Here is a 19,739-nt window from a genome sequence, read left to right as displayed (position 1 = left end):
GGGACTGGCGCCCCGTTCCGGAACCCATCGACCGTCCGGGCATTGGTCGGACCCGATGACGGCACGACTGGTCTACAGCGACGACAGCATACCCGGGATCACGCGCCGCAAGGTCCGTCGCGGCTGGGGCTATTGGGACGCGGACGGCAACCGCATCACCGATCGCGACGAGATCGACCGGCTAAACGCGATCGGGCTGCCGCCGGCCTATGCCGACGCCTGGTTCAACCCCAAGTCCAACGGTCACATCCAGGCGGTCGGCCGCGACGAGAAGGGCCGCAAGCAGTACCGCTACCATCCCGCATTCCGCGAGGCGCAGGAGGCGGAGAAGTACGAGGGCTGCCCGCGCTTCGGGCGCAAGCTGCCGAAGCTGCGCGCCCGGGTCGAGGCGGACCTCCGCCGGCCCGGACTCAGCAAGGAGAAGGCGGTCGCGGCGGTCGTGCGCCTGCTCGACCTCGGCCAGATCCGCGTCGGCAACGAGGGCTATGCCAAGGCGAACAAGAGCTTCGGCGCCACCACGCTCAGGAAGCGCCACGGCAGGATCGAGGGCGCACGGCTGCGCCTCCAGTTCCGCGCCAAGTCGGGCAGGCTGCGCCAGCTCATCGTCACCGACCGCAGCCTCGTCCGCTTCGTCAAGCGTTGCCAGGACCTGCCCGACCAGCATCTGTTCGCCTGGCTCGACGATGCCGGCGAAGCGCACGGCGTGACCTCGAGCGACGTCAACGACTATATCCGCGAGGCGACGGGTGAGGACTTCACCGCCAAGCATTTCCGTACGTGGGGCGCCAGCGTGATCGCCTTCACCGCACTGGTGGAGGCGGAGAAGGACATCGGCCTCAACACCATGCTGGCGCCGGTCACCGAGACGCTCGGCAACACCCCCGCGATCGCGCGCAAGAGCTATGTCCACCCGCTGCTGATCGAGCTCGCCAAGTCAGACGCCCAGGCCGCGCTCCGCGCCCAGCCGCTGCCGCGCTCCACCAAATATCTGAGCCGCCACGAGCGCGGATTGATCGCCCTGCTGGAAAAGGGCGTCCCGACCGTCCACAAGCGCGCCGCCTGAGGAGTCGTCAGATGAGCAACACGACCGTCGCCAACGCGGCCGCGCCCGCCAAGGATCCGATCACCGCCGTCGAGCTGCAGGCCCACGCCAATGCCCTGTTCACCGACAGCCTGTCCTGGCTGCAGACGCACTGGCTGCAGATCCTGATCGCGGTCGGCATCGCCGCGGCGATCGCCGCGCTGCTCCATGCGGCGCGCAGCATCGGCATGAAGCTGTGCCGGCGGCCGAGGCTCGCCGACGGCTGGGGCGGCGTCATCGGCCGGGCGATCGCACGCACCGGCAACTTCTTCATCGTGATGACCGCGGCCCAGCTGGTAGTCGGCTATGCCGCGGCGCCGCCGGTCGTCTCGTCGACGATCACCTTCCTCTTCACCGTCGCCGCCGTGTTCCAGGCGGCGCTGTGGGCGCGCGAGCTCATCCTCGGCACGATCGAGAACCGCAGCCGCGTCGACGATCGCGCGATGCTCGGCAGCGCGTTCGGTCTCATCCGGCTGCTCGTCACCTTCGCGCTGTTCGCGATCGCGTTGGTGGTGGTGCTCGACAATCTCGGCGTCAACATCACCGGCCTGGTCGCCGGCCTCGGCGTCGGCGGCATCGCGATCGGCCTCGCCGCGCAGGGCATCTTCGCCGACCTGTTCGCCGCGCTCGCGATCATCTTCGACCGGCCGTTCCGCGTCGGCGACAAGGTCCAGTACGACAACACCTCCGGCGTGATCATGGCGATCGGGCTCAAGTCGACCCGCATCCGCGCCTTCACCGGCGAGGAACGGGTGATCGCCAACAAGAACCTGCTCGACAAGGAGATCCAGAACACCTCGAACCGCGATCACGTGCGGATCAGGCTGCCGATCGGCGTCGCCTACGAAACCCCGCCCGAGACGCTCGCCGCCCTGCCGGCGATGCTGACCGATATCGTCGAAGCCGAGAAGGCGACGGTCGCCCGCGCCAGCTTCGAGACGTTCGGCCCGAGCTCGATCGACTTCGTGCTCGAATTCGACGTCCCCGGCGACGACTGGCCGCTCGCGCACGCGACGCGCGACAAGGTGATCGTCGCGATCCTGCGCAGGTTCGCCGACGAGGGGATCACCATCCCCTTCCCCACCCAGACCACCTACACCGCGGCGCCCGACGGCCGGCTGGTCATGCCCTATCCCGAGAAGCAGCCGGCCGCGCGCGTGGTTCCCAACGGCGGGGAAACGGCCTGACCTTACAGCGATTCGAAATAGCGCACGCGCTCCGACGAGGCTTTTTTGAAGCTCGGGTTTCACCGGCGTCAGTCACCCGGGGCTTGTTTCCGCTACGTCAGTCCCGATTTCGTAATTACGGTTCGCCAAGGCCTTGCGATGCGTCCGCAGCCGTGCTGAGAGGAGCCGCATCGTCCCGCAACAAACGCGCCCCAGAGAGGAATGCCGTGCCGACAATCACCGTCCAGGAGCGGGCCCAGCAGATCGGGCAGGAGGTCGTCTCCGACTGGGTCGAGGTCACCCAGGAGATGATCGACAAGTTCGCCGACGCCACCGGCGATCATCAGTTCATCCACGTCAATCCGGAGATGGCGAAGCTGACGCCGTTCGGCGGCACCATCGCCCACGGCTTCCTCACACTGTCGCTGATGCCGCTGCTCGCGTCCAAGACCGACCAGCCGCAGATCGAGGGCATCCGGATGGGCGTCAACTACGGGGGCAACAAGGTCCGCTTCCTGACGCCGGTCCGCTCGGGCAGGCGCGTGCGCGGCCGCTTCAAGCTCATCGAGTTCAGCGAGAAGCGCCCCGGCCAGTGGCAACAGGTCAACGAGTTCACCGTCGAGATCGAGGGCGAGGACAAGCCCGCGATGGTCGCCGAATGGATCAGCCAGATTTTCGTCTAAGCCCGAGAGGATAGCCCAATGCGCTCCGCCGTCATCGTCTCCACCGCCCGCACCCCGATCGGCCGCGCCTATCGCGGCGCGTTCAACGCCCTGCCCTCGCCCACCCTCGCCAGCCACGCGATCAAGGCCGCGGTCGAGCGCGCCAGGATCGACCCGGCCGAGGTGCAGGACGTCGTGTTCGGCGCCGCGCTCCAGCAGGGCGTGCAGGCCGGCAATATCGCCCGCACCTCGCTGCTGCGCGCGGGGCTGCCGGTCAGCGTCGCCGGCATGTCGGTCGACCGGCAGTGCGCCTCCGGCCTGATGGCGATCGCCACCGCCGCCAAGGAAGTCGTCGAGGACCGCATGGACGTGACGATCGGCGGCGGCGTCGAATCGATCTCGCTGATCCAGACGCCGGAGATGCGCGTCGGTCCCGACCGCGAGCTGCTGGCGATGCACGGCGACATCTACATGCCGATGCTGCAGACCGCCGAGGTGGTGCAGAAGCGCTACGGCATCAGCCGCGAGCGCTGCGACGAATACGCCCTCCAGTCGCAGCAGCGCACCGCCGCCGGCCAGGCCGCGGGCAAGTTCGACGACGAGATCGTCCCGGTCACCGCGGTGATGAACGTGACCAACAAGGAGACCAAGGAGGTCACGCAGAAGGAGGTCACCCTCGCCAAGGACGAGGGCAACCGTCCCGACACCACGCTCGAGGGGCTGAAGGCGCTGCAGCCGGTGCTGCCCGACGGATCGGTCACCGCCGGCAACGCCTCGCAGCTGTCGGACGGCGCCGCCGCATCGGTGCTGATGGAGGAGAAGCTGGCGGAGCAGCGCGGCCTCCAGCCGCTCGGCCGTTACGTCGGCATGGCGGTGGCGGGCACCAAGCCCGACGAGATGGGCATCGGCCCCGTATTCGCCATCCCCAAGCTGCTCGACCGCTTCGGGCTCAAGATGGACGACATCGGCCTGTGGGAGCTGAACGAGGCGTTCGCGGTGCAGGTGCTCTACTGCCAGGACAAGCTCGGCATCCCGAACGAGCTGCTCAACGTCAACGGCGGCTCGATCTCGATCGGCCATCCCTATGGCATGACCGGCGCCCGCTGCACCGGCCACGCGCTGATCGAGGGCAAGCGCCGCAGCGCCAAATATGTCGTGGTGACGATGTGCATCGGCGGCGGCATGGGCGCGGCCGGGCTGTTCGAGGTGCTGTAAGCGGGCCGCCGGCGCGGCCTACGCTGGCTATCTGCGCACCCGCGATGGACGGCTCGTCGAGACCGTCCGCCTGACCGCGGCAACCAACTCGCCCGGGTTCTCGTTGTCCTCCCCGAACATCCATCGAGGAGCGCACGCCATGGCCGACACGGAAGAGATCAAGCGCACGTTCTGGAAGAAGGTGGCGGACAGCCCCTTCGTCATGATCGGGCTGATGCACGACGAGCGGCACAGCGAGCCGCTGACCGCCCAGCTAGACGAGGATCAAGTCGATACGCTGTTCTTCTTCGCCGGCCGCGACAACCGGCTCGCGCCGGGCGGCATGGCGATGGCGCAGTTCGTGTCGAAGGGACACGACTTCTTCGCCTGCCTGATGGGCGAGGTCCGCCAGGACAACGATCGCGCGATCGTCGACAGGCTGTGGAACAACCAGGTCGAGGCCTGGTTTCCGGGCGGCAAGGACGACCCCAACCTCGCGCTCTACCGGTTCGGCATCGACAGCGCCGAGATGTGGGAGGCCGACATGTCGCTCTCGGGCCGGGTCAAGATGCTGTTCGGCGGCAGGATCCGCAAAGAGGAGGAAGGCAGCCACGCAGTGGTGGAGACGACCGCGAGCTGAGGCGCGTTTGACAGAGCCGCTCTCGGCGCGGCATCGCCGGGCGATGCCGCCGCCTTCGCTGGTCCACCGCCTCCGCGTCGAAGCGCACGCCCTTTGGCTGGCGGTGCGCGACCCGCGTACGCCGTGGCCGGCGCGGGCGATCGGCCTGCTCGTTGCGGCTTATGCGCTTTCGCCGATCGACCTGGTGCCGGACTTCATTCCGGTACTCGGCCTCATCGACGATGCCATCCTGGTCCCCGCCGGTATCTGGCTCGCGACGCGCTTCATCCCGGCCGCGGTGCTGGCCGAGCATCGCGCCGCCGCCGAAGCCGCTGCCGAGCGGCCTGCTTCGCGTTGGGGGCTCCTCCTCGTTCTGCTCGCCTGGGCGACGATCGTGTGGCTGGCCTGGTCGCTGGTGCGCACCTTCTACGATTGACCGATCGACGTTCAGTTCAGGCAGGACGGCAACTGCTTCCCCTCCACCCCGGCCTCCTGACCGGCTCGGCACGGGCTTGATCCGATGCCCTTCGGGAGTGACGGGCAGGGAAGTCGCGCCCAAACTACGTCACCACCTGTCTCGGCAAAGCTGGACGGTCGAGAGTCGTTAGAGCATTGATCATTGGCGCACGACCGATAGTCTGGGTCGTGCACGGGCGCGTTCGTGGAAGCGGATCGTGCGCAAGAAGCGCGATGTGCCGGTCGACGGCAGGAGATAAAGAAATAATGGTTCCTGTATTCGGCGCCGTCGTGCTGTTCGCAAATTTGCCGCCGTCCGCCCTCGAAGTGCCGCTCCCGCCAGCCGTGATCCAAACGGCAAGCACCCAGCAGGTTCCTGTCACGACACCGGAATCGCCTGTGCCGGCGGCGGTGCCGGTCCCCGCACCGGTAGCGTCCGGCGCTCCGCCGGAGGTTTTGCCCGTGGCCCCGGCTGCCCAGAGTCCGGCAACGACGGTCCAAATCCCGGCAACGCCCGACGTGGCGGCTGCGGCGGCGCAGGAGGTGCCCGCCGGCGAGCTGACCGGTGACGACATCGTCATCTCGGGGCGGCGGCGCTCTGCCGGCGATCCGGCCGAACGGGTCAATGTCGAATCCTACAAGGCGGTGCAGGCGGTCGATCGCGCCGTCGTCGCCCCGATCGCCAAGGGCTATAAAAAGGGGATTCCCAAGCCGGTGCGCGACGGCATCCACAATTTCCTCGATCATATTCAGGAACCGATCGTCTTCCTGAACTATCTGCTGCAGCTGAAGCCGGGAAAGGCGGCCGAGACGCTGGGCCGCTTCGCGATCAATACCACGGCCGGGCTTGCCGGGACGATCGACATCGCCAAGCGCCGTCCATTCAAGCTGCCGCACCGCCCGAACAGTTTCGCCAATACCTTGGGCTATTATGGCGTGAAGCCGGGTCCTTACCTGTTCCTGCCGCTGATCGGGCCCACGACGGTGCGCGATCTCGTCGGGATATCGATCGACCGGCTCATCCTGCCGACGACCATCGGGAAGCCGTTCAATCAGGCCTATTACACCATTCCGGTCAATACGCTCAGCGCACTGGATTACCGGGTGGCGTTCGACGACAGGCTGACCGAGCTCCAGGCGGCCAAGGACCCCTATGCCGCGACGCGCGACGATTATCTCCGCAAGCGAAAGGCGGAAATCGATCGTCTGCACAGCCCGCGCTGGCGCGGACATCGCGTGCCGGAGCAGCCGATCGCGCCGACTGCTGCGCCAGTGCCCGCGGCAGAGGATGTGCCTCCCCTAACGGTCGTGCCCACCGCGCCGGCATCGGCCGCGCCGGTGCTTGCCCCCTCAATGCCCTCAGTGGCGATTCCATCGGTGCCCGGCACCGAAGCCAGGGAGCCGGAGAGGACGTCTCCTACGCCGCCCAAGCCATAAGGGTAGGGCTATTCACCCCAGGGATGACGGCTTTCATTCCGCCTCGCCCAAATCATACGGATTCAGGCCTATCCATAGCCTCCGCTCGATCGCGGAGCCCCATGAATCAGCACCAGCTCTTCGGAATCCTGAACGTCGATCAGCCCTGGGCCGCGTGGGCGGTGATCCACTCCTCGACCATCGGAGCGATCTGACCGCGCCACTTGGAGCCGTTGAAGATGCCGTAATGGCCGACCCTCGGCGCCATGTGGTACTTCTTCTCCGCGGCCGGCAGCTTGGTCGCGAGCGTCAGCGCCGCCTTGGTCTGCCCCAGGCCGGAGATGTCGTCGCGCTCGCCCTCGATCGCGAGCAGGCCGATGTCGGTGATCGCCGCGGGATCGACCCGGCGCCCGCGATGCTCCATCTCGCCCTTGGGCAGCGCGTGACGCTGGAACACCGCGTCGATGGTCTGGAGGTAGAACTCGGCGGTCATGTCGCACACCGAGCGGTATTCGTCGTAGAACGCCATCGTCGCCTCGGCGCTGTCGTCGTCCCCCTGGACGAGATGCTTGAACAGCTCCCAATGCGAGATCATGTGGTTGCCGAGGTTCATCGTCATGAATCCGGCGAGCTGCAGGAAGCCCGGGTACACCCGCCGCCCCGCGCCGGGATAGAGCAGCGGCACCGTGGCGATGACGTTCTGCTCGAACCAGGCGTGCGGCCGCTCGGTCGCGAGCGTGTTGACCGCGGTCGGCGCCTCGCGCGTGTCGATCGGGCCGCCCATCAGCGTCAACGTGCGGGGGCGGTTGGGGTGCTTGTCGGCGCTCATCAGCGCCGCGGCGGCATAGCAGGGCACCGAGGGCTGGCACACCGCGAGCATATGCGGGCGCGGATCGCCGTCGCGGCCGATGAACTCCAGGAACTCGACGACGTAATCGATATAGTCGTCGAGATCGAAGCGTCCCTCGTCCGTGGGGACCAGCTTCGCGTCGCGCCAGTCGGTGATGTAGACGTCATGGCGCGGCAGCATCCGCTCGACCGTGCCGCGCAGCAGCGTCGCATAATGGCCCGACATCGGCGCCACGATCAGCAGCTTGGGTCCGCCCGCGACGCCCTCCCGCGCGAAATGCTTGAGCTGGCCGAACGGCTTCTTGAGCACCACTTCCTCACGGACCGCGACCTGGCGATCGTCGACGGTGGTGCGATCGAGCCCGAACTCGGGCTTGCCGCGCGGCGATGCAGCATGGGCGAACACCTCCAGCGCAGAGGCGAGCACCGGCCCGCCGCCGAAATAGGCGAACGGGTTTGCCGGATTGTTCAGCAAGCCGGCCGAAAAATTCGCGAACGCGCTCGCCCCCGCCAGCATCGACCGCTGCATTTCATACGCATCATAGAGCATTCGGTATGTTCCCCACCGTGGGTGGAAGCCACGGCCCCGATATAGCTATAGCGTACCGCAGTTGCGAGACAATGCGCATGACGGGGAAAGCGATGAAGCGAGTGGGGAAGGTCCATCATCTAAGCATCTCAAGCCCCTCCCCTTCAGGGGAGGGGGTTGGGGTGGGGCAGTGCGACAGGCCGTTCGCTCGCGGATAGCCCCCACCCCCAACCCCTCCTCTGAAGGGGAGGGGCTTGAGAAAGCCGCCAGATCACGGCGCCACTTCAGCCGCGCGGAATGACGAAGGAGCCCCTACCCTTCCGAATCCATTGCCGATCGCTCCGGCAGGTCCTAGTCCCCGCGCATGGCCGACGCCCCTCCTCCGCCGCGCGCCTCGCTCGGCAACCTCGCGCTCGTCTGGCGCTTCACCGTGCGCTACCCGCTGCGAATCGCTCTCGCCCTGATTGCGCTCGTCACCGCCGCCGGCGCGACGCTCTGGGTGCCGCGCACCTTCAAGCAGGTCGTCGACAAGGGCTTCGCCAGCGGCGATTTCGACGCTGCCGCCGTCGCACCCTATTTCGAGGGGTTGATCGCGGTCGTGGTCGTGCTCGCCATCTCGACCGCGGTGCGCTTCTACATGGTCTCGTGGCTCGGCGAGCGCACCGTCGCCGACATCCGCGCCGCGGTGCACCGCAACCTGCTCCGCCAGCCGCCCGGCTGGTTCGAGACCAACCGCCCGTCCGAGATCGCCTCGCGCCTGACCGCCGACACCGGCGTCATCGAGCAGATCGTCGGCGGCACCGTCTCGATCGCGCTCCGGAACCTGCTGGTCGGCGTCGGCGGCGTCATCACCCTGTTCGCGCTGGCGCCCAAGCTCGCGATCTATCTGATCATCGGCCTGCCGCTGGTGACGCTGCCGATCATGATCCTCGGCCGCCGCGTGCGCAGCTTCTCCCGCACCAGCCAGGACCGCATCGCCGACATCGGCGCGATGACCGCCGAGACGCTGGGCGCGATGCGGATCGTCCAGGCGTTCGGCCAGGAAGACCGCGAGAGCGAGCGTTTCCACGGCGCGGTCAACCGCGGCTTCCAGGCGGCGCGGCGCCGCTTCGCCACCCGCGCGGCGATGACCGCCGCCGTCATCTTCCTGCTGTTCGGCGCGATGACGCTGCTCTTGTGGGAGGCGGTACAGGACGTCGCCAACGGCACCATCTCCGGCGGATCGATCACCGCCTTCGTCATCACCGCCGGGCTGGTCTCGGGCTCGTTCGGCGCGCTGACGGAGGTCTATGGTGACCTGCTGCGCGGTTCGGGCGCCGCCGCGCGACTGGCCGAGCTGCTCCGCGTCGAACCCGAGATCCGCGCACCGGCCGACCCGGTGCCGCTGCCCGAGCCGGCGCGCGGCGCCATTGCCTTCGACCATGTCACCTTCCGCTACCCCACCCGCCCGGATCTCGCCGCGCTGCACGATTTCTCACTCGAGGTGAGTCCCGGCGAGACGGTGGCGGTGGTCGGCCCCTCGGGCGCGGGCAAGTCGACGCTGTTCCAGCTCGTCCAGCGTTTCTACGATCCCCAGGCCGGCGAGATCCGCGTCGACGGCGTGCCGGTCCACCTGGCCGATCCGGCCAAGGTCCGCGCCCGCGTCGCGATGGTCCCGCAGGAGACGGTGATCTTCGCCGCTTCCGCCCGCGACAATCTGCGCTACGGCCGCTGGGACGCGAGCGACGAGGCGATCTGGGCGGCGGCCGAGGCCGCCAACGCCGCCGAGTTCCTGCGCGCGCTGCCGGAGGGGCTCGACACCTTCCTCGGCGAGGCGGGCGCGCGTCTGTCGGGCGGCCAGCGCCAGCGCGTCGCGATCGCCCGCGCGCTGCTGCGCGACGCCCCGATCCTGCTGCTCGACGAGGCGACCAGCGCGCTCGACGCCGAGAGCGAGCGGCTGGTCCAGTCCGCGCTCGACCGGCTGATGGCGAACCGCACCACGCTGGTGATCGCCCACCGCCTCGCCACCGTCCGCGCCGCCCAGCGCATCGTCGTGATGGACGGCGGCCGCATCGTCGAGACCGGCACCCACGCCGAACTGATCGGCGGCGGGGGGCTCTATGCGCGATTGGCAAGCCTGCAGTTCAGCGAGGCGGCTTAGCCCGAGAGTCGATTGAAGCGATGTCAGTGCTCCTGCGAAGGCAGGAGCCCAGGCCGCAAACGCGGTTCCTATGATCCAAGGCTCCTGCCCTCGCAGGGGCACGATTCCGCTTCATCCGGACAGTCCCGAGTTCCTCCCGCACCGGGGAGGAGCCGAACTTACCTGGTCGCGTTGTACTTGAGCTGGTCGTCGGTGAGCTGGAATCCCACCAGCGCCTCGAAGGTCGCGCGCAGCACCGCCTGACGCACGGCGGGATTGGCGAGCGGGTCCATCGCCGCTTCCTGCTGGCCGGCCTTGCGGCGCCGGGTGATCTGGTTGCGCACTTCGGGCGGCAGCGTCGCCGCGGCGCGGTCGACATAGGCGCCAGCGGTGCCGCTCGCGGTCGCGCGCTCCTGGCCGGCCTCGAAATGCACGGTGACCTGGCTCACCCGCTTGGCGGTGACGACGGTGCCGCCCTGCACGACCGCGCTGTAGAAGGGCAAGGTCACGTCGCGCGCGGCATCGGTGCGGGTCCGCCGCGCCTGCACGTCGAAAGTGATCGACGTGTAGATCGGGTCGACCGTGTCGTTGCAGGTCGAGCGCACGTTGGTGATGCTCGCGACCACGTCGATCGCGTCGGCGGTGCGTGCCGTCTCCGGGTTGAACAGGGTGACGTCGCCGGTCGCCGCCGGCACGCCCACCGACGGGCAGGCGGTGCGCACCGCGGTGATGCCGCCCGAAGGATCGATCTCGCCCCGATTCGAGCAGCCGGCGGCGAACAGCGCCAGGACGGAGAGGGCAGTGAGGCTGCGGACGTTCACGAATGACCTTTCAAATACGGGCGGGCACGGCCGCAGCCCGCGTGGCTACCAAGCGCCTTCCGCCTACGCAAGCAATCGCGTAGAGCGGCACCCGATGACCAAGCCCGCGCTCACCCTGCTGATCGCCGCCCCGCGCGGCTTCTGCGCCGGCGTCGACCGCGCCATCCGCATCGTCGAGCTGGCGATCGAGCGCTACGGCGCGCCGGTCTACGTCCGGCACGAGATCGTCCACAACCGGTTCGTCGTCGACAACCTCAAGGCCAAGGGCGCGGTGTTCGTCGAGGAGTTGGATCAGGTGCCGGACGGCGTGCCGGTGGTCTTCTCGGCCCACGGCGTGCCCAAGGTGGTACCGGCGAACGCCGCCGAGCGCGGCCTCGAATATCTCGATGCCACCTGCCCGCTGGTCTCCAAGGTGCATCGCCAGGCCGAGCGGCTGGTCGCCGCCGGCAAGCACATCCTGTTCGTCGGCCACGCCGGCCATCCCGAGGTGATCGGCACCTTCGGCCAGGTGCCGGAGGGATCGATGACCCTGGTCGAGACCGTCGCCGATGCCGAGGCGCTCGAGCCCGCCGATCCCGACAACCTCGCCTTCCTCACCCAGACCACGCTGTCGGTCGACGATACCGCCGCGGTGGTCGGCGTGTTCACCCGCCGTTTCCCGAGCATCGTCGCGCCGCGCGCCGACGACATCTGCTATGCGACCTCGAACCGCCAGGCCGCGGTCAAGGCGATCGCCGCCAGGTGCGAGCTGATGCTGGTGATCGGCGCGCCGAACTCGTCCAATTCGGTCCGTCTGGTCGAGGTCGCCGAGCGCGAGGGCACGCCGGCCAAGCTGATCCAGCGCGCCACCGATCTCGAATGGGACTGGCTGGAGGGCGTGACGACGCTCGGCCTCACCGCCGGCGCCTCCGCGCCGGAGCTGCTGGTGCGCGAGCTCGTCGACCGCCTGTCCACCCGCTACGAGGTCGCGGAGCGCGAGGTGGTGACCACGCTCGAAGACCTGACCTTCAAGCTGCCGCGGGGATTGCAGGCAGCGTAAGGGCCCCACGGAGCGACGTGGCGGCGATCGCCTCGTTCCAAGCTTTCGGAAAATCTCAGCGCGATAGCGTGATGGGGGGCGAATAGTCGGTCATCGCCATGAACACGCTGTCGACCTTGGTCACCAGCTTGCCGCCAGCCTCCGACCTGGCGACCACCGCGCGCCATTCGGGGTCCTCGCCAAACGCCTTCCAATCCTCGTCCCTTGCCTCCCGGCTGGGGTATGCGAGCACGTAGATCACCCGCCCGCCAGGAGCCTCCTTGGTCGGCAGCTCGTTCCAGTAGGCGACGTTGCGCATACCATGCTTCTCGAAAAGCTTGAGCGTATGGTCGCGAAACCGCGCGTTGAGCGCGGCGAGCTTGCCCGGCGCCGGATAGTAGATGCGCAATTCATAAACCGCGACCCGCGGATCGAGCGGCGCAGGTTGCGCAAACGCTGGCATCGCAGTCGCGGCCAGAGCGAGGCAGGCGAACAAGGCAAAGCGCATTGACGAACTCCCGAGTAGTAAAGAACGAACGATCGCACGCAATGCAGCCTTTCTACCATCCCTATGCTTCAACAGGAGGGTAGGTGAGTGACGAACTGATGGCAGCTATTGCCCCAATTTGCGGATCTGGACCGCGACGGCAAATAACCACCTACAGCGTACATTCCCCATCTGCTGTGTATTCGTCGAAACGTCCGCGTCATTCCACTCCGCCGGAATGCGCCGCCTCGCCCGCCGCCCGGTAGACCGCCTTCAGATTCATGAACTCGTGCAGTCCGAACGGCCCGAGCTCGCGGCCGTGCCCGGAGCGCTTGATCCCACCGAACGGTGCCTCGGGCGCCGAAGCGAGCATCTGGTTGATCGCAACCATGCCCGCCGCGATGTCGCGGACGAAGCGTTGCTGCTCGACGGGATCGTCGGTCCACACCGACGATCCGAGGCCGAACGGCACGTCGTTGGCGATCCGGATCGCCTCGTCGATGTCGGCGGCACGGAATACCATCGCGATCGGGCCGAAGACCTCCTCGTCCGCGAACGGGCTGTCCAGCGGCACGTCGGTCAGGATGCCGGCCGAAAGATAGGCGCCCGGCAGATCGAGCCTCTCGCCCCCGAACAGCAGCCTGGCGCCGAGGCGCTTCGCCTCCTCGAGCTGCCCGAGCACGGTATCGCGCTGCTCGAAGCTCGACAGCGGCCCCATGTCGCTCGCCGGATCCATGGGATCGCCGGCCTTCACCGCCCGCATCCCCGCCGAAAACCTATCGAGGAAAGCATCGTAGACGTCGGCATGGACGATCATCCGCTTCGCGCAGATGCACGACTGGCCGGTGTTCTGGATGCGCGCTCTCACCGCTTGCTGGACGGCCTTGTCGAGATCGGCCGAGGGCATCACGACGAACGGATCGGACCCGCCGAGCTCCAGCACCACCTTCTTGAGGTTGCGCCCCGCCTGCTCCGCCACCGCCGCGCCGGCGCTCTCGCTGCCGGTCAGCGTCACCGCGACGACGCGGTCGTCGGCGATGATGCCGGCGACCGCGCCCGACTTGATCGCCAGGTTCTGGAACAGCCCTTCGGGACCGCCGGCGGCCAGCACCATCTCCTCCATCAGCCCGGCGACGCCCTGGACGATGCTGGCGTGCTTGAGCAGGCCGACATTGCCGGCGAGGATGGTCGGCGCGAGGAAGCGCACCACCTGCCAATAGGGGAAGTTCCACGGCATCACCGCCAGCACTGGCCCCTGCGGCTGCCACTGCGCTTCGGCGACGCCGCCGCTCGCCAGCGTGAACGTCTGCGGTTCGAGCATCTCCGCGCCGTGCTCGGCATAATGGCGGAAGGCGGCGGCGCATTTCTCCACCTCGGCGACGGCGGAGGCATAGGTCTTGCCCATCTCCACGGTCGCCATCCGCGCCAGCCGCGCCTTGTCGGCCTCGTAGCGATCGGCAAGCCGCGCGAGCAGCTCCGTCCGGGTCCATAGCGGCGTGGTGCGCCATTGCCGATAGGTGCCGGCGGCGCGAGCAAGCTTCGCGTCGACCTCCCCGCTCGTCAGTTCCGGATAGGTCGCGATCTCTTCGCCGGTGGCCGGGTTGATGCTCTTGAACATGGCTGGTCCCTGGATTGCGGGGTTCGTGTCTGGGCGATGCCAGGCGGCGACGGGGCGGGTGGCGGTTGCTGCAACGCCGTGCGGCTGCCGGAGTTTCCGATTCCGGTCGTTGCCAGTCCTCCGCACCCCTTCTAGAGCCAGTCCCGATAACGTGGAATCGGGCTCCTGCGAAAGCAGGAGCCCTGGGTTACGGAGGGTATCGTCGGCGGCCTGAGCTCCTGCCTCCGCAGGAGCACTGACGGCTTCAATCGGGACGGGGCAGGCCCTGAGCAGAAAAGGCTTTCCTACAGCGCAGACGTCCATGTATAACCATATAGGCACGAAAGATTGTGCCATTCGGACGGGATCGGCTAATGTCCGTTTCCCGGAACTTTCGGAACCTTCGGCGGGAACCGCCGGTGTCGGGGGCAAGGGCTTGGCAGTCTATACGCAGGTTTCGGCGGAAGCGCTCGCGGCCTTCCTCGCGCGCTACGACGTCGGCGAGCTGGTGTCGGCCAAGGGCATCGCCGAGGGGGTCGAGAACAGCAATTACCTGGTCGACACCACGCGGGCACGCTTCATCCTGACCCTCTACGAGAAGCGCGTCGCGGCCGGGGACCTGCCCTTCTTCTTCGCGTTGCTCGACCATCTCGCCGCACGCGGCAATCCGGTGCCGCCGGGCGTCGCCGACCGCGACGGCCGGGTGATCCACGAACTGCAGGGTCGCCCGGCCTGCCTCATCAAGTTCCTGCCCGGCGTATCGGTCAGCCATCCGACGGCGGCCCAGGCGCGCGCGGCAGGCGCGGCGATGGGACGGATGCACGGCTCGCTCGCCGATTTCGGCCCGGTGCGCCCGAACAGCCTCGGCGTCGACGCCTGGCCCGGCCTGCTCGCGCAATGCGGCCGCTCGCTCGACGAGATCGAACCGGGGCTCTACGCGAGAATCGAAACGGCGCTCGCCGAGGTCTGCGTGCAGTGGCCCGCCGGCCTCGCCACCGCCGCTATCCACGCTGACCTGTTTCCGGACAATGTGCTGATGCTCGGCGACGAGGTGACGGGGCTCATCGACTTCTACTTCGCCTGCACCGACCTGCGCGCCTACGACCTTGCGGTGATGCACTCGGCGTGGTGCTTCGATGCGGCCGGCGCCCCGCTCGATCCGAACGTCGGCCGGGCGCTGGTCGAAGGCTATGCCGCCGCCTTCCCGCTCTCGCCGGAAGAGCGCGCCGCGCTGCCGGTGCTCGCACGCGGCGCCTGCATCCGTTTCCTGCTGACCCGCGCCTGGGACTGGCTCCACACGCCGGCCGACGCGTTGGTGACGCGCAAGGATCCGCTCGCCTATCGCCGCCGGCTCGACTGGTACGATGCCCATCCCGACGCTTTCGCCGCATGACCGCCCTCCCTCATGTCGAGATCGCTACCGACGGCGCCTGCAAGGGTAACCCCGGCCCCGGCGGCTGGGGCGCGGTGCTGCGCTTCAACGGCAAGGAGAAGGTGCTGTCGGGCGGTGAGAAACTTACCACCAATAACCGCATGGAGCTCACCGCGGCGATCCGCGGGCTGGAGGCGCTGACCCGGCCATGCCGCGTCACGCTGTCGACCGACAGCCGCTACGTGATGGACGGCCTCACCAAATGGATCCACGGCTGGCAGCGCAACGGCTGGAAGACCGCGGATCGGAAGCCGGTCAAGAACGCCGAGCTGTGGCAGGAGCTGCTCGCCGCGGCGAAGCCCCACGAGATCGATTGGGTGTGGGTGAAGGGCCACGCTGGCCACCCCGACAACGAACGCGCCGACCGGCTGGCGAGCGACGCCGCGCTCGCCGCCGGGGCGGGATGATCATTCCTCGACAGGCGCGCCCGGTCCGTTCTTGAGTATCGAATCGATGGCGTTCTTGGCCGATGCCTTGCTGGTGTAGCCTTCGGTCCAGAAGATCACTTCGCTGTTGTACTTGAACTTGGCGACATAATCGCCTGCCTTGTTCTGCTCGATCACGAACTTGTGCGCCATCACTCACTCTCCCGAATCGCTTGGGCTAACCTATGTTAATAGTGACCCTGGAAGCTGTCACCGTCCGAAACGATCCGGCGCATAGGGCGCAGGATCGAGCTCCGGCACGGTGCCGAGCAGCAGTGCGGCGGCGAGCCGGGCAGCGGCGGGCGCGGTCTGGATGCCGAAGCCGCCCTGCCCCGCGCACCAGAAGAAGCCCGGCCGGTCGGGCGCGAAGCCGTAGACCGGCCGCCGGTCGGGCGCGAAGCTCCTGAGGCCCGCCCATCTCCGCTCGACCGCCGCCACGCGCCAGTCGACCACCCGCTCGAATCGGTCGATGGCGACGGCGACGTCGATCTCCTCGGGCTGCGCGTCGCAGGGGTCGGTGAGGATCTCGTCATGCGGGCTCAGCCACAGCCGACTGCCGGCCTCGGGCTTGAAATAGAAGCTGCCGCCGATGTGCGTGACCAGCGGCAGCGTCATCGGCGTCGCCGGATCGGTGCGCAGCTGCGCCATCGTGCGGCGATAGGGCCGGATGCCGAGCGGTCGGGCGCCGCAGCGTTCGGCGACCGGATCGGCCCAGGCCCCAGCGGCGTCGATCAGGATTCCGGCGGCGAGCGGCCCGTCCGCGGTCTCGATCCGCCAGTCCGTTCCGGTGCGCTCTGCGGTACGGAGGCCAGCGCCCAGCCGCATCTCTGCTCCCGCCCGCCTCGCCCGCGCGAGCGCATCGGCATGGAGTCCGGCGACGTCGATATAGGCGCAGCTCGGCTCGATCACGCCCAGCACCCATTCCGGCCGCAGGCCCGGGACATGGTTCGCCGGATCGACCACGTCGAGCTCGACGCCGCTGCCGGCGAACTCGGCGAGAAAGCCCTCGATCGCCGCCGCTTCCTCCGCCCGGCCGATGTGGAGCGATCCCAGCGGCGCAAGAAACGGATCGAGCGCCGCACGCGAGGCGGTGGTGAGCGGCTGGACGGCAGGCCCGCCATAGGTTTCCGACCAGAAGGCGGCCGAACGCCCGGTCGCGTGGTAGCCGGCGACCTCCTCCGCCTCGAGCACGACCACCGACCCATGCGGCGCCAGCTCGGCGGCGAGTGTCGCGCCGGCGATCCCCGCGCCGGCGACGGCGAAGTCGAACCGGCTCACCGCGGCGCCTTCGCCTCGAGGAACAGGTCGATCTCCTCGATCGCGCGGTCGCGCACCGGATCGGCCTCGCGCAGGATCTCGTGCGCCGACTCCTTGCCGAAGCGCGCCACCCGCACGTCGGGCAGCTTCGCGGCCACCGCCAGCGCCGCCCTCGCGTCGACCAGCCCGTCCGCCTCGGCGATCAGCATCAGCGTCGGCACCGTCATCGACGCGAGCGCCGGCGAGGCGCGCAGCTCGCGGGTCGACGCGAACGCCTCGCTCACCCAGCGCCAGCTCGGCGGACCGGTGAGCAGCGAGCGATCGTGCTGCTGCCACCACAGCTCGTCGGCGTAGCGGTCGGGATCGAAGGTCAGCAGGGTCTGCCGCGTCTCGGTGGTGTAGGGCTTCTCGTTCCCCTTCCACGCCGCCCGCGCCGGATCGCCGAGGCTCCCCATCCGCCGCGCCAGCCATTCGCCGAACCGGGGCCCGATCGGGGCGTGGAGGCCGAGCATCGGCGCCACCAGTACCGCCGCGTCCGGCGCAACCGTCCGTTCCGCCAGCGCGCGGAGCAGCAGATGGCCGCCCATCGAATGCCCCATCGCCACGCGGGGCCCCGATGCCTCCCGCGCCCACTCGTGCCAGAAAGCGGAGATGTCGGCGATGAACTGCCCGAAGCTCTCGATATGCCCGACGTGCGGCCGCGCGGTGAGCCGGCCCGACCCGCCTTGTCCGCGCCAGTCGAACGAGGTCACCCGCCAGCCACGGCCGTGCCAATGCGCGAACGTCTCCAGATATTTCTCGAAGATGTCGCCGCGCCCGCCCTGGAACAGGATCGATCCGCGCGCCTGCGCGCCGTCGGGCGCGGGCCAGTCGAAGGTGCGCAGCGCATGGCCGTCCGGCGCGGCCCAGCGGCCGATGACGGCGCCCGCCGGATAGGAACGGCGGTCGAAGGCGGGAGAGGTCATGCCTGCTGGTTACGTTTTGGAAAGCGCGCTCGTCTAGGCAATTACGATTGATGGGGGATTATCTTTCTTTGGCGCTGCTCGGCGCCCTCGCGCTGCTCCTGGTCTCGGCCGGGATCGAGGACGTGCGCACCCGCGAGATCGCCAATTGGAAGAATGCCGCGATCGCATCGCTCGCGCCCGCCTGGTGGTGGGCAAGCGGGCTGGAATTGTGGCCGGGCGCGGCGATCCAGCTCGGCGTCGCGCTCATCGTGTTCGCCTTCTTCGTCGGCGCCTTCGCGCTGGGACAGATGGGCGGCGGCGACGTCAAGCTGATCGGCGCGCTGGCGCTGTGGCTGCCGCCGATGCCGCTGATGTGGATGCTGGTGGTGATGTCGCTGGTCGGCGGCGCGCTGACGCTGGTGATGCTGGCCGAGAGATGGTGGCGCGGCGAGGAGCGCCGGCTGGAGATTCCCTACGGGGTCGCGATCGCCATCGCCGGCCTGCTCAGTCTTCACGAACCGATAATTAACCAATTGCGGTGATTGCTCAATCGCGGGTCGACCCCGCCGAATCTGGAAAGGCCTGTCTCGGCATGGATGGACGGAAGATTATGCTGCTGGTGGCCGCGTTGCTCGTCGCCGCCGTGACCGCCTTCATGGCGCGCAGCCTGATGCAGGGCGCCGCCACGCCTGTGGCCGTCGCCAACAATGTCGCGCCGACCGCCGACGGGCCGGAAGTGCTGATCGCGACGCGCGCGCTGCCCGTCGGCACGATTCTCGACGCGAGCTCGATGAAGTTCCAGCCCTGGCCCAAGGAGCTGGTTGAAGGCGCCTATTACCTCAAGGACAAGACGCCCGACCTCAAGGCGCTGCAGGGCACGGTCGTGCGCTTCGCGATTCCCGCGGGCCAGCCGATCACCCAGGGCGCGCTGGTCAAGCCCGGCGACCGCGGCTTCCTCGCCGCCGCGCTGGCGCCGGGGATGCGCGCGGTGACCGTGCCGGTATCGGCCCAGACCTCGGTGGCGGGCTTCGTCTTTCCGGGCGATCGCGTCGACCTGATCCTCACCCAGTCGGTGACCGGCGGCGGCGACGGCGCCCCGCTCAAGACCTCCGAGACGGTGCTCCGCAATCTGCGCGTGCTCGCGACCGACCAGAAGACCGACAAGAGCGTCGACGACAAGGGCAACACCGTCGTCAACACCTATTCGACCGTGACGCTCGAGGCCACGCCCAGGATCGCCGAGAAGATCGCGGTGGCGCAGACGATCGGCTCGCTGTCGCTGTCGCTGCGCTCGATCGCCGACAATGCCGGCGAGCTCGAGGAAGCGATCGCGTCCGGCGAGGTCGACGTGCCCGACGGCGACGCCAAGGCCGAGAAGGCGATGCTGGCCGCGGTCGCCGCGCGCCCGATCGACGGCAAGGGGACCTTCTCGACCGGTGCCGACGTGTCGCGCTTCCAGCGCAGCACCGTGCCCAGCAAGCCCGTGGAAGCGGGGGGCAGCGGCGCGCCGTCGGTCCTGGCGGCACCCAGCGGGCCGATGGTGCGCGTCGTGCGCGGCAACAATGTCCAGGACGTCGTCATCGGCGCCAGAGCGACGCCGACTGCGGCAGCAGCTCAGGCTCCCGCTGGCGCGCCTTCGGGGGGAACCAACTAAGATGCACAGGAAA

The 19,739-nt window shown here is 68.5% G+C and carries 20 protein-coding genes; 13 read left to right on the top strand and 7 right to left on the bottom strand.

Annotated elements, in window-relative coordinates:
- The first annotated feature begins 55 nt into the window (after positions 1-55).
- The 7 genes from ACMGER_RS16630 to ACMGER_RS16600 all read left to right on the top strand — a co-directional run bounded on the left by ACMGER_RS16630 (position 56) and on the right by ACMGER_RS16600 (position 6,615).
- Positions 56-1,063, top strand: a complete 1,008-nt coding sequence (locus tag ACMGER_RS16630) for a DNA topoisomerase IB (protein ID WP_436813274.1) — start codon at positions 56-58, stop codon at positions 1,061-1,063.
- A gap of 11 nt (positions 1,064-1,074) precedes the next feature.
- Positions 1,075-2,268: a mechanosensitive ion channel family protein gene (locus ACMGER_RS16625; protein WP_436813273.1), complete on the top strand. Its 1,194-nt coding sequence runs from the start codon at positions 1,075-1,077 to the stop codon at positions 2,266-2,268.
- Positions 2,269-2,474: 206 nt separating this feature from the next.
- The gene (locus tag ACMGER_RS16620) at positions 2,475-2,930 is read left to right on the top strand and encodes a MaoC family dehydratase (protein ID WP_436813272.1); all 456 of its coding nucleotides are present in this window, start codon (positions 2,475-2,477) and stop codon (positions 2,928-2,930) included.
- A gap of 18 nt (positions 2,931-2,948) precedes the next feature.
- A complete protein-coding gene (locus ACMGER_RS16615; protein ID WP_436813271.1) occupies positions 2,949-4,124 on the top strand; it encodes an acetyl-CoA C-acyltransferase in 1,176 nt (391 codons plus the stop codon).
- Between the two features lie 139 nt (positions 4,125-4,263).
- On the top strand, positions 4,264-4,743 hold the full coding sequence (locus ACMGER_RS16610; protein WP_436813270.1) for a pyridoxamine 5'-phosphate oxidase family protein: 480 nt from the start codon (positions 4,264-4,266) through the stop codon (positions 4,741-4,743).
- A 7-nt stretch (positions 4,744-4,750) separates the two neighbouring features.
- Positions 4,751-5,158: a YkvA family protein gene (locus ACMGER_RS16605; RefSeq protein ID WP_436813269.1), complete on the top strand. Its 408-nt coding sequence runs from the start codon at positions 4,751-4,753 to the stop codon at positions 5,156-5,158.
- 254 nt (positions 5,159-5,412) lie between these two features.
- On the top strand, positions 5,413-6,615 hold the full coding sequence (locus ACMGER_RS16600) for an MlaA family lipoprotein (protein ID WP_436813268.1): 1,203 nt from the start codon (positions 5,413-5,415) through the stop codon (positions 6,613-6,615).
- 139 nt (positions 6,616-6,754) lie between these two features.
- On the opposite strand, the gene ACMGER_RS16595 is transcribed toward ACMGER_RS16600, so the two are convergent.
- Complete coding sequence (locus tag ACMGER_RS16595; RefSeq protein ID WP_436813267.1) at positions 6,755-7,993, bottom strand: polyhydroxyalkanoate depolymerase; 1,239 nt, start codon at positions 7,991-7,993, stop codon at positions 6,755-6,757.
- 343 nt (positions 7,994-8,336) lie between these two features.
- Between ACMGER_RS16595 and ACMGER_RS16590 the strand changes: the two genes are divergently transcribed.
- Positions 8,337-10,112, top strand: a complete 1,776-nt coding sequence (locus tag ACMGER_RS16590) for an ABC transporter transmembrane domain-containing protein (protein WP_436813266.1) — start codon at positions 8,337-8,339, stop codon at positions 10,110-10,112.
- A 158-nt stretch (positions 10,113-10,270) separates the two neighbouring features.
- Here ACMGER_RS16590 and ACMGER_RS16585 read toward each other — a convergent pair whose 3' ends face one another.
- Positions 10,271-10,912: a hypothetical protein gene (locus ACMGER_RS16585; protein WP_436813265.1), complete on the bottom strand. Its 642-nt coding sequence runs from the start codon at positions 10,910-10,912 to the stop codon at positions 10,271-10,273.
- A gap of 94 nt (positions 10,913-11,006) precedes the next feature.
- On the opposite strand from ACMGER_RS16585, the gene ispH reads away from it, so the two are divergent.
- Positions 11,007-11,951, top strand: a complete 945-nt coding sequence (gene ispH / locus ACMGER_RS16580; protein ID WP_436813264.1) for a 4-hydroxy-3-methylbut-2-enyl diphosphate reductase — start codon at positions 11,007-11,009, stop codon at positions 11,949-11,951.
- A 55-nt stretch (positions 11,952-12,006) separates the two neighbouring features.
- Here ispH and ACMGER_RS16575 read toward each other — a convergent pair whose 3' ends face one another.
- Both ACMGER_RS16575 and ACMGER_RS16570 read right to left on the bottom strand, forming a co-directional pair.
- Positions 12,007-12,438, bottom strand: a complete 432-nt coding sequence (locus tag ACMGER_RS16575) for an NIPSNAP family protein (RefSeq protein WP_436813263.1) — start codon at positions 12,436-12,438, stop codon at positions 12,007-12,009.
- Positions 12,439-12,637: 199 nt separating this feature from the next.
- Positions 12,638-14,035, bottom strand: coding sequence for an NAD-dependent succinate-semialdehyde dehydrogenase (locus tag ACMGER_RS16570; protein WP_436813262.1), 1,398 nt, complete (start codon positions 14,033-14,035; stop codon positions 12,638-12,640).
- Positions 14,036-14,450: 415 nt separating this feature from the next.
- Between ACMGER_RS16570 and thrB the strand changes: the two genes are divergently transcribed.
- On the top strand, positions 14,451-15,407 hold the full coding sequence (thrB, locus tag ACMGER_RS16565) for a homoserine kinase (protein WP_436813261.1): 957 nt from the start codon (positions 14,451-14,453) through the stop codon (positions 15,405-15,407).
- Positions 15,404-15,853: a ribonuclease HI gene (gene rnhA, locus ACMGER_RS16560; protein ID WP_436813260.1), complete on the top strand. Its 450-nt coding sequence runs from the start codon at positions 15,404-15,406 to the stop codon at positions 15,851-15,853. The genes thrB and rnhA overlap by 4 nt, the downstream gene beginning before the upstream one ends.
- Here rnhA and ACMGER_RS16555 read toward each other — a convergent pair whose 3' ends face one another.
- From ACMGER_RS16555 to ACMGER_RS16545, 3 genes are read right to left on the bottom strand one after another with little or no spacing between them, the layout of a single operon-like run.
- Positions 15,854-16,024: a YegP family protein gene (locus ACMGER_RS16555; protein WP_436813259.1), complete on the bottom strand. Its 171-nt coding sequence runs from the start codon at positions 16,022-16,024 to the stop codon at positions 15,854-15,856.
- 57 nt (positions 16,025-16,081) lie between these two features.
- The gene (locus ACMGER_RS16550) at positions 16,082-17,149 is read right to left on the bottom strand and encodes an NAD(P)/FAD-dependent oxidoreductase (RefSeq protein ID WP_436813258.1); all 1,068 of its coding nucleotides are present in this window, start codon (positions 17,147-17,149) and stop codon (positions 16,082-16,084) included.
- Positions 17,146-18,093 (bottom strand): alpha/beta fold hydrolase, encoded by a 948-nt coding sequence (locus ACMGER_RS16545; RefSeq protein WP_436813257.1) that lies wholly within the window; start codon positions 18,091-18,093, stop codon positions 17,146-17,148. Before ACMGER_RS16545 ends, ACMGER_RS16550 begins: the two co-directional genes overlap by 4 nt.
- A gap of 50 nt (positions 18,094-18,143) precedes the next feature.
- On the opposite strand from ACMGER_RS16545, the gene ACMGER_RS16540 reads away from it, so the two are divergent.
- Complete coding sequence (locus tag ACMGER_RS16540) at positions 18,144-18,614, top strand: A24 family peptidase (RefSeq protein WP_436813256.1); 471 nt, start codon at positions 18,144-18,146, stop codon at positions 18,612-18,614.
- A gap of 50 nt (positions 18,615-18,664) precedes the next feature.
- On the top strand, positions 18,665-19,726 hold the full coding sequence (gene cpaB / locus ACMGER_RS16535; protein ID WP_436813255.1) for a Flp pilus assembly protein CpaB: 1,062 nt from the start codon (positions 18,665-18,667) through the stop codon (positions 19,724-19,726).
- Positions 19,727-19,739: the final 13 nt, after the last annotated feature.

Origin of the sequence: Sphingomonas astragali (assembly GCF_051400615.1) — a bacterium.
Classification (GTDB): Bacteria; Pseudomonadota; Alphaproteobacteria; order Sphingomonadales; family Sphingomonadaceae; genus Sphingomonas.
The sequence above is the reverse complement of the archived record's forward strand: the minus strand, read 5'-3'. Positions and strand labels throughout refer to the sequence as shown.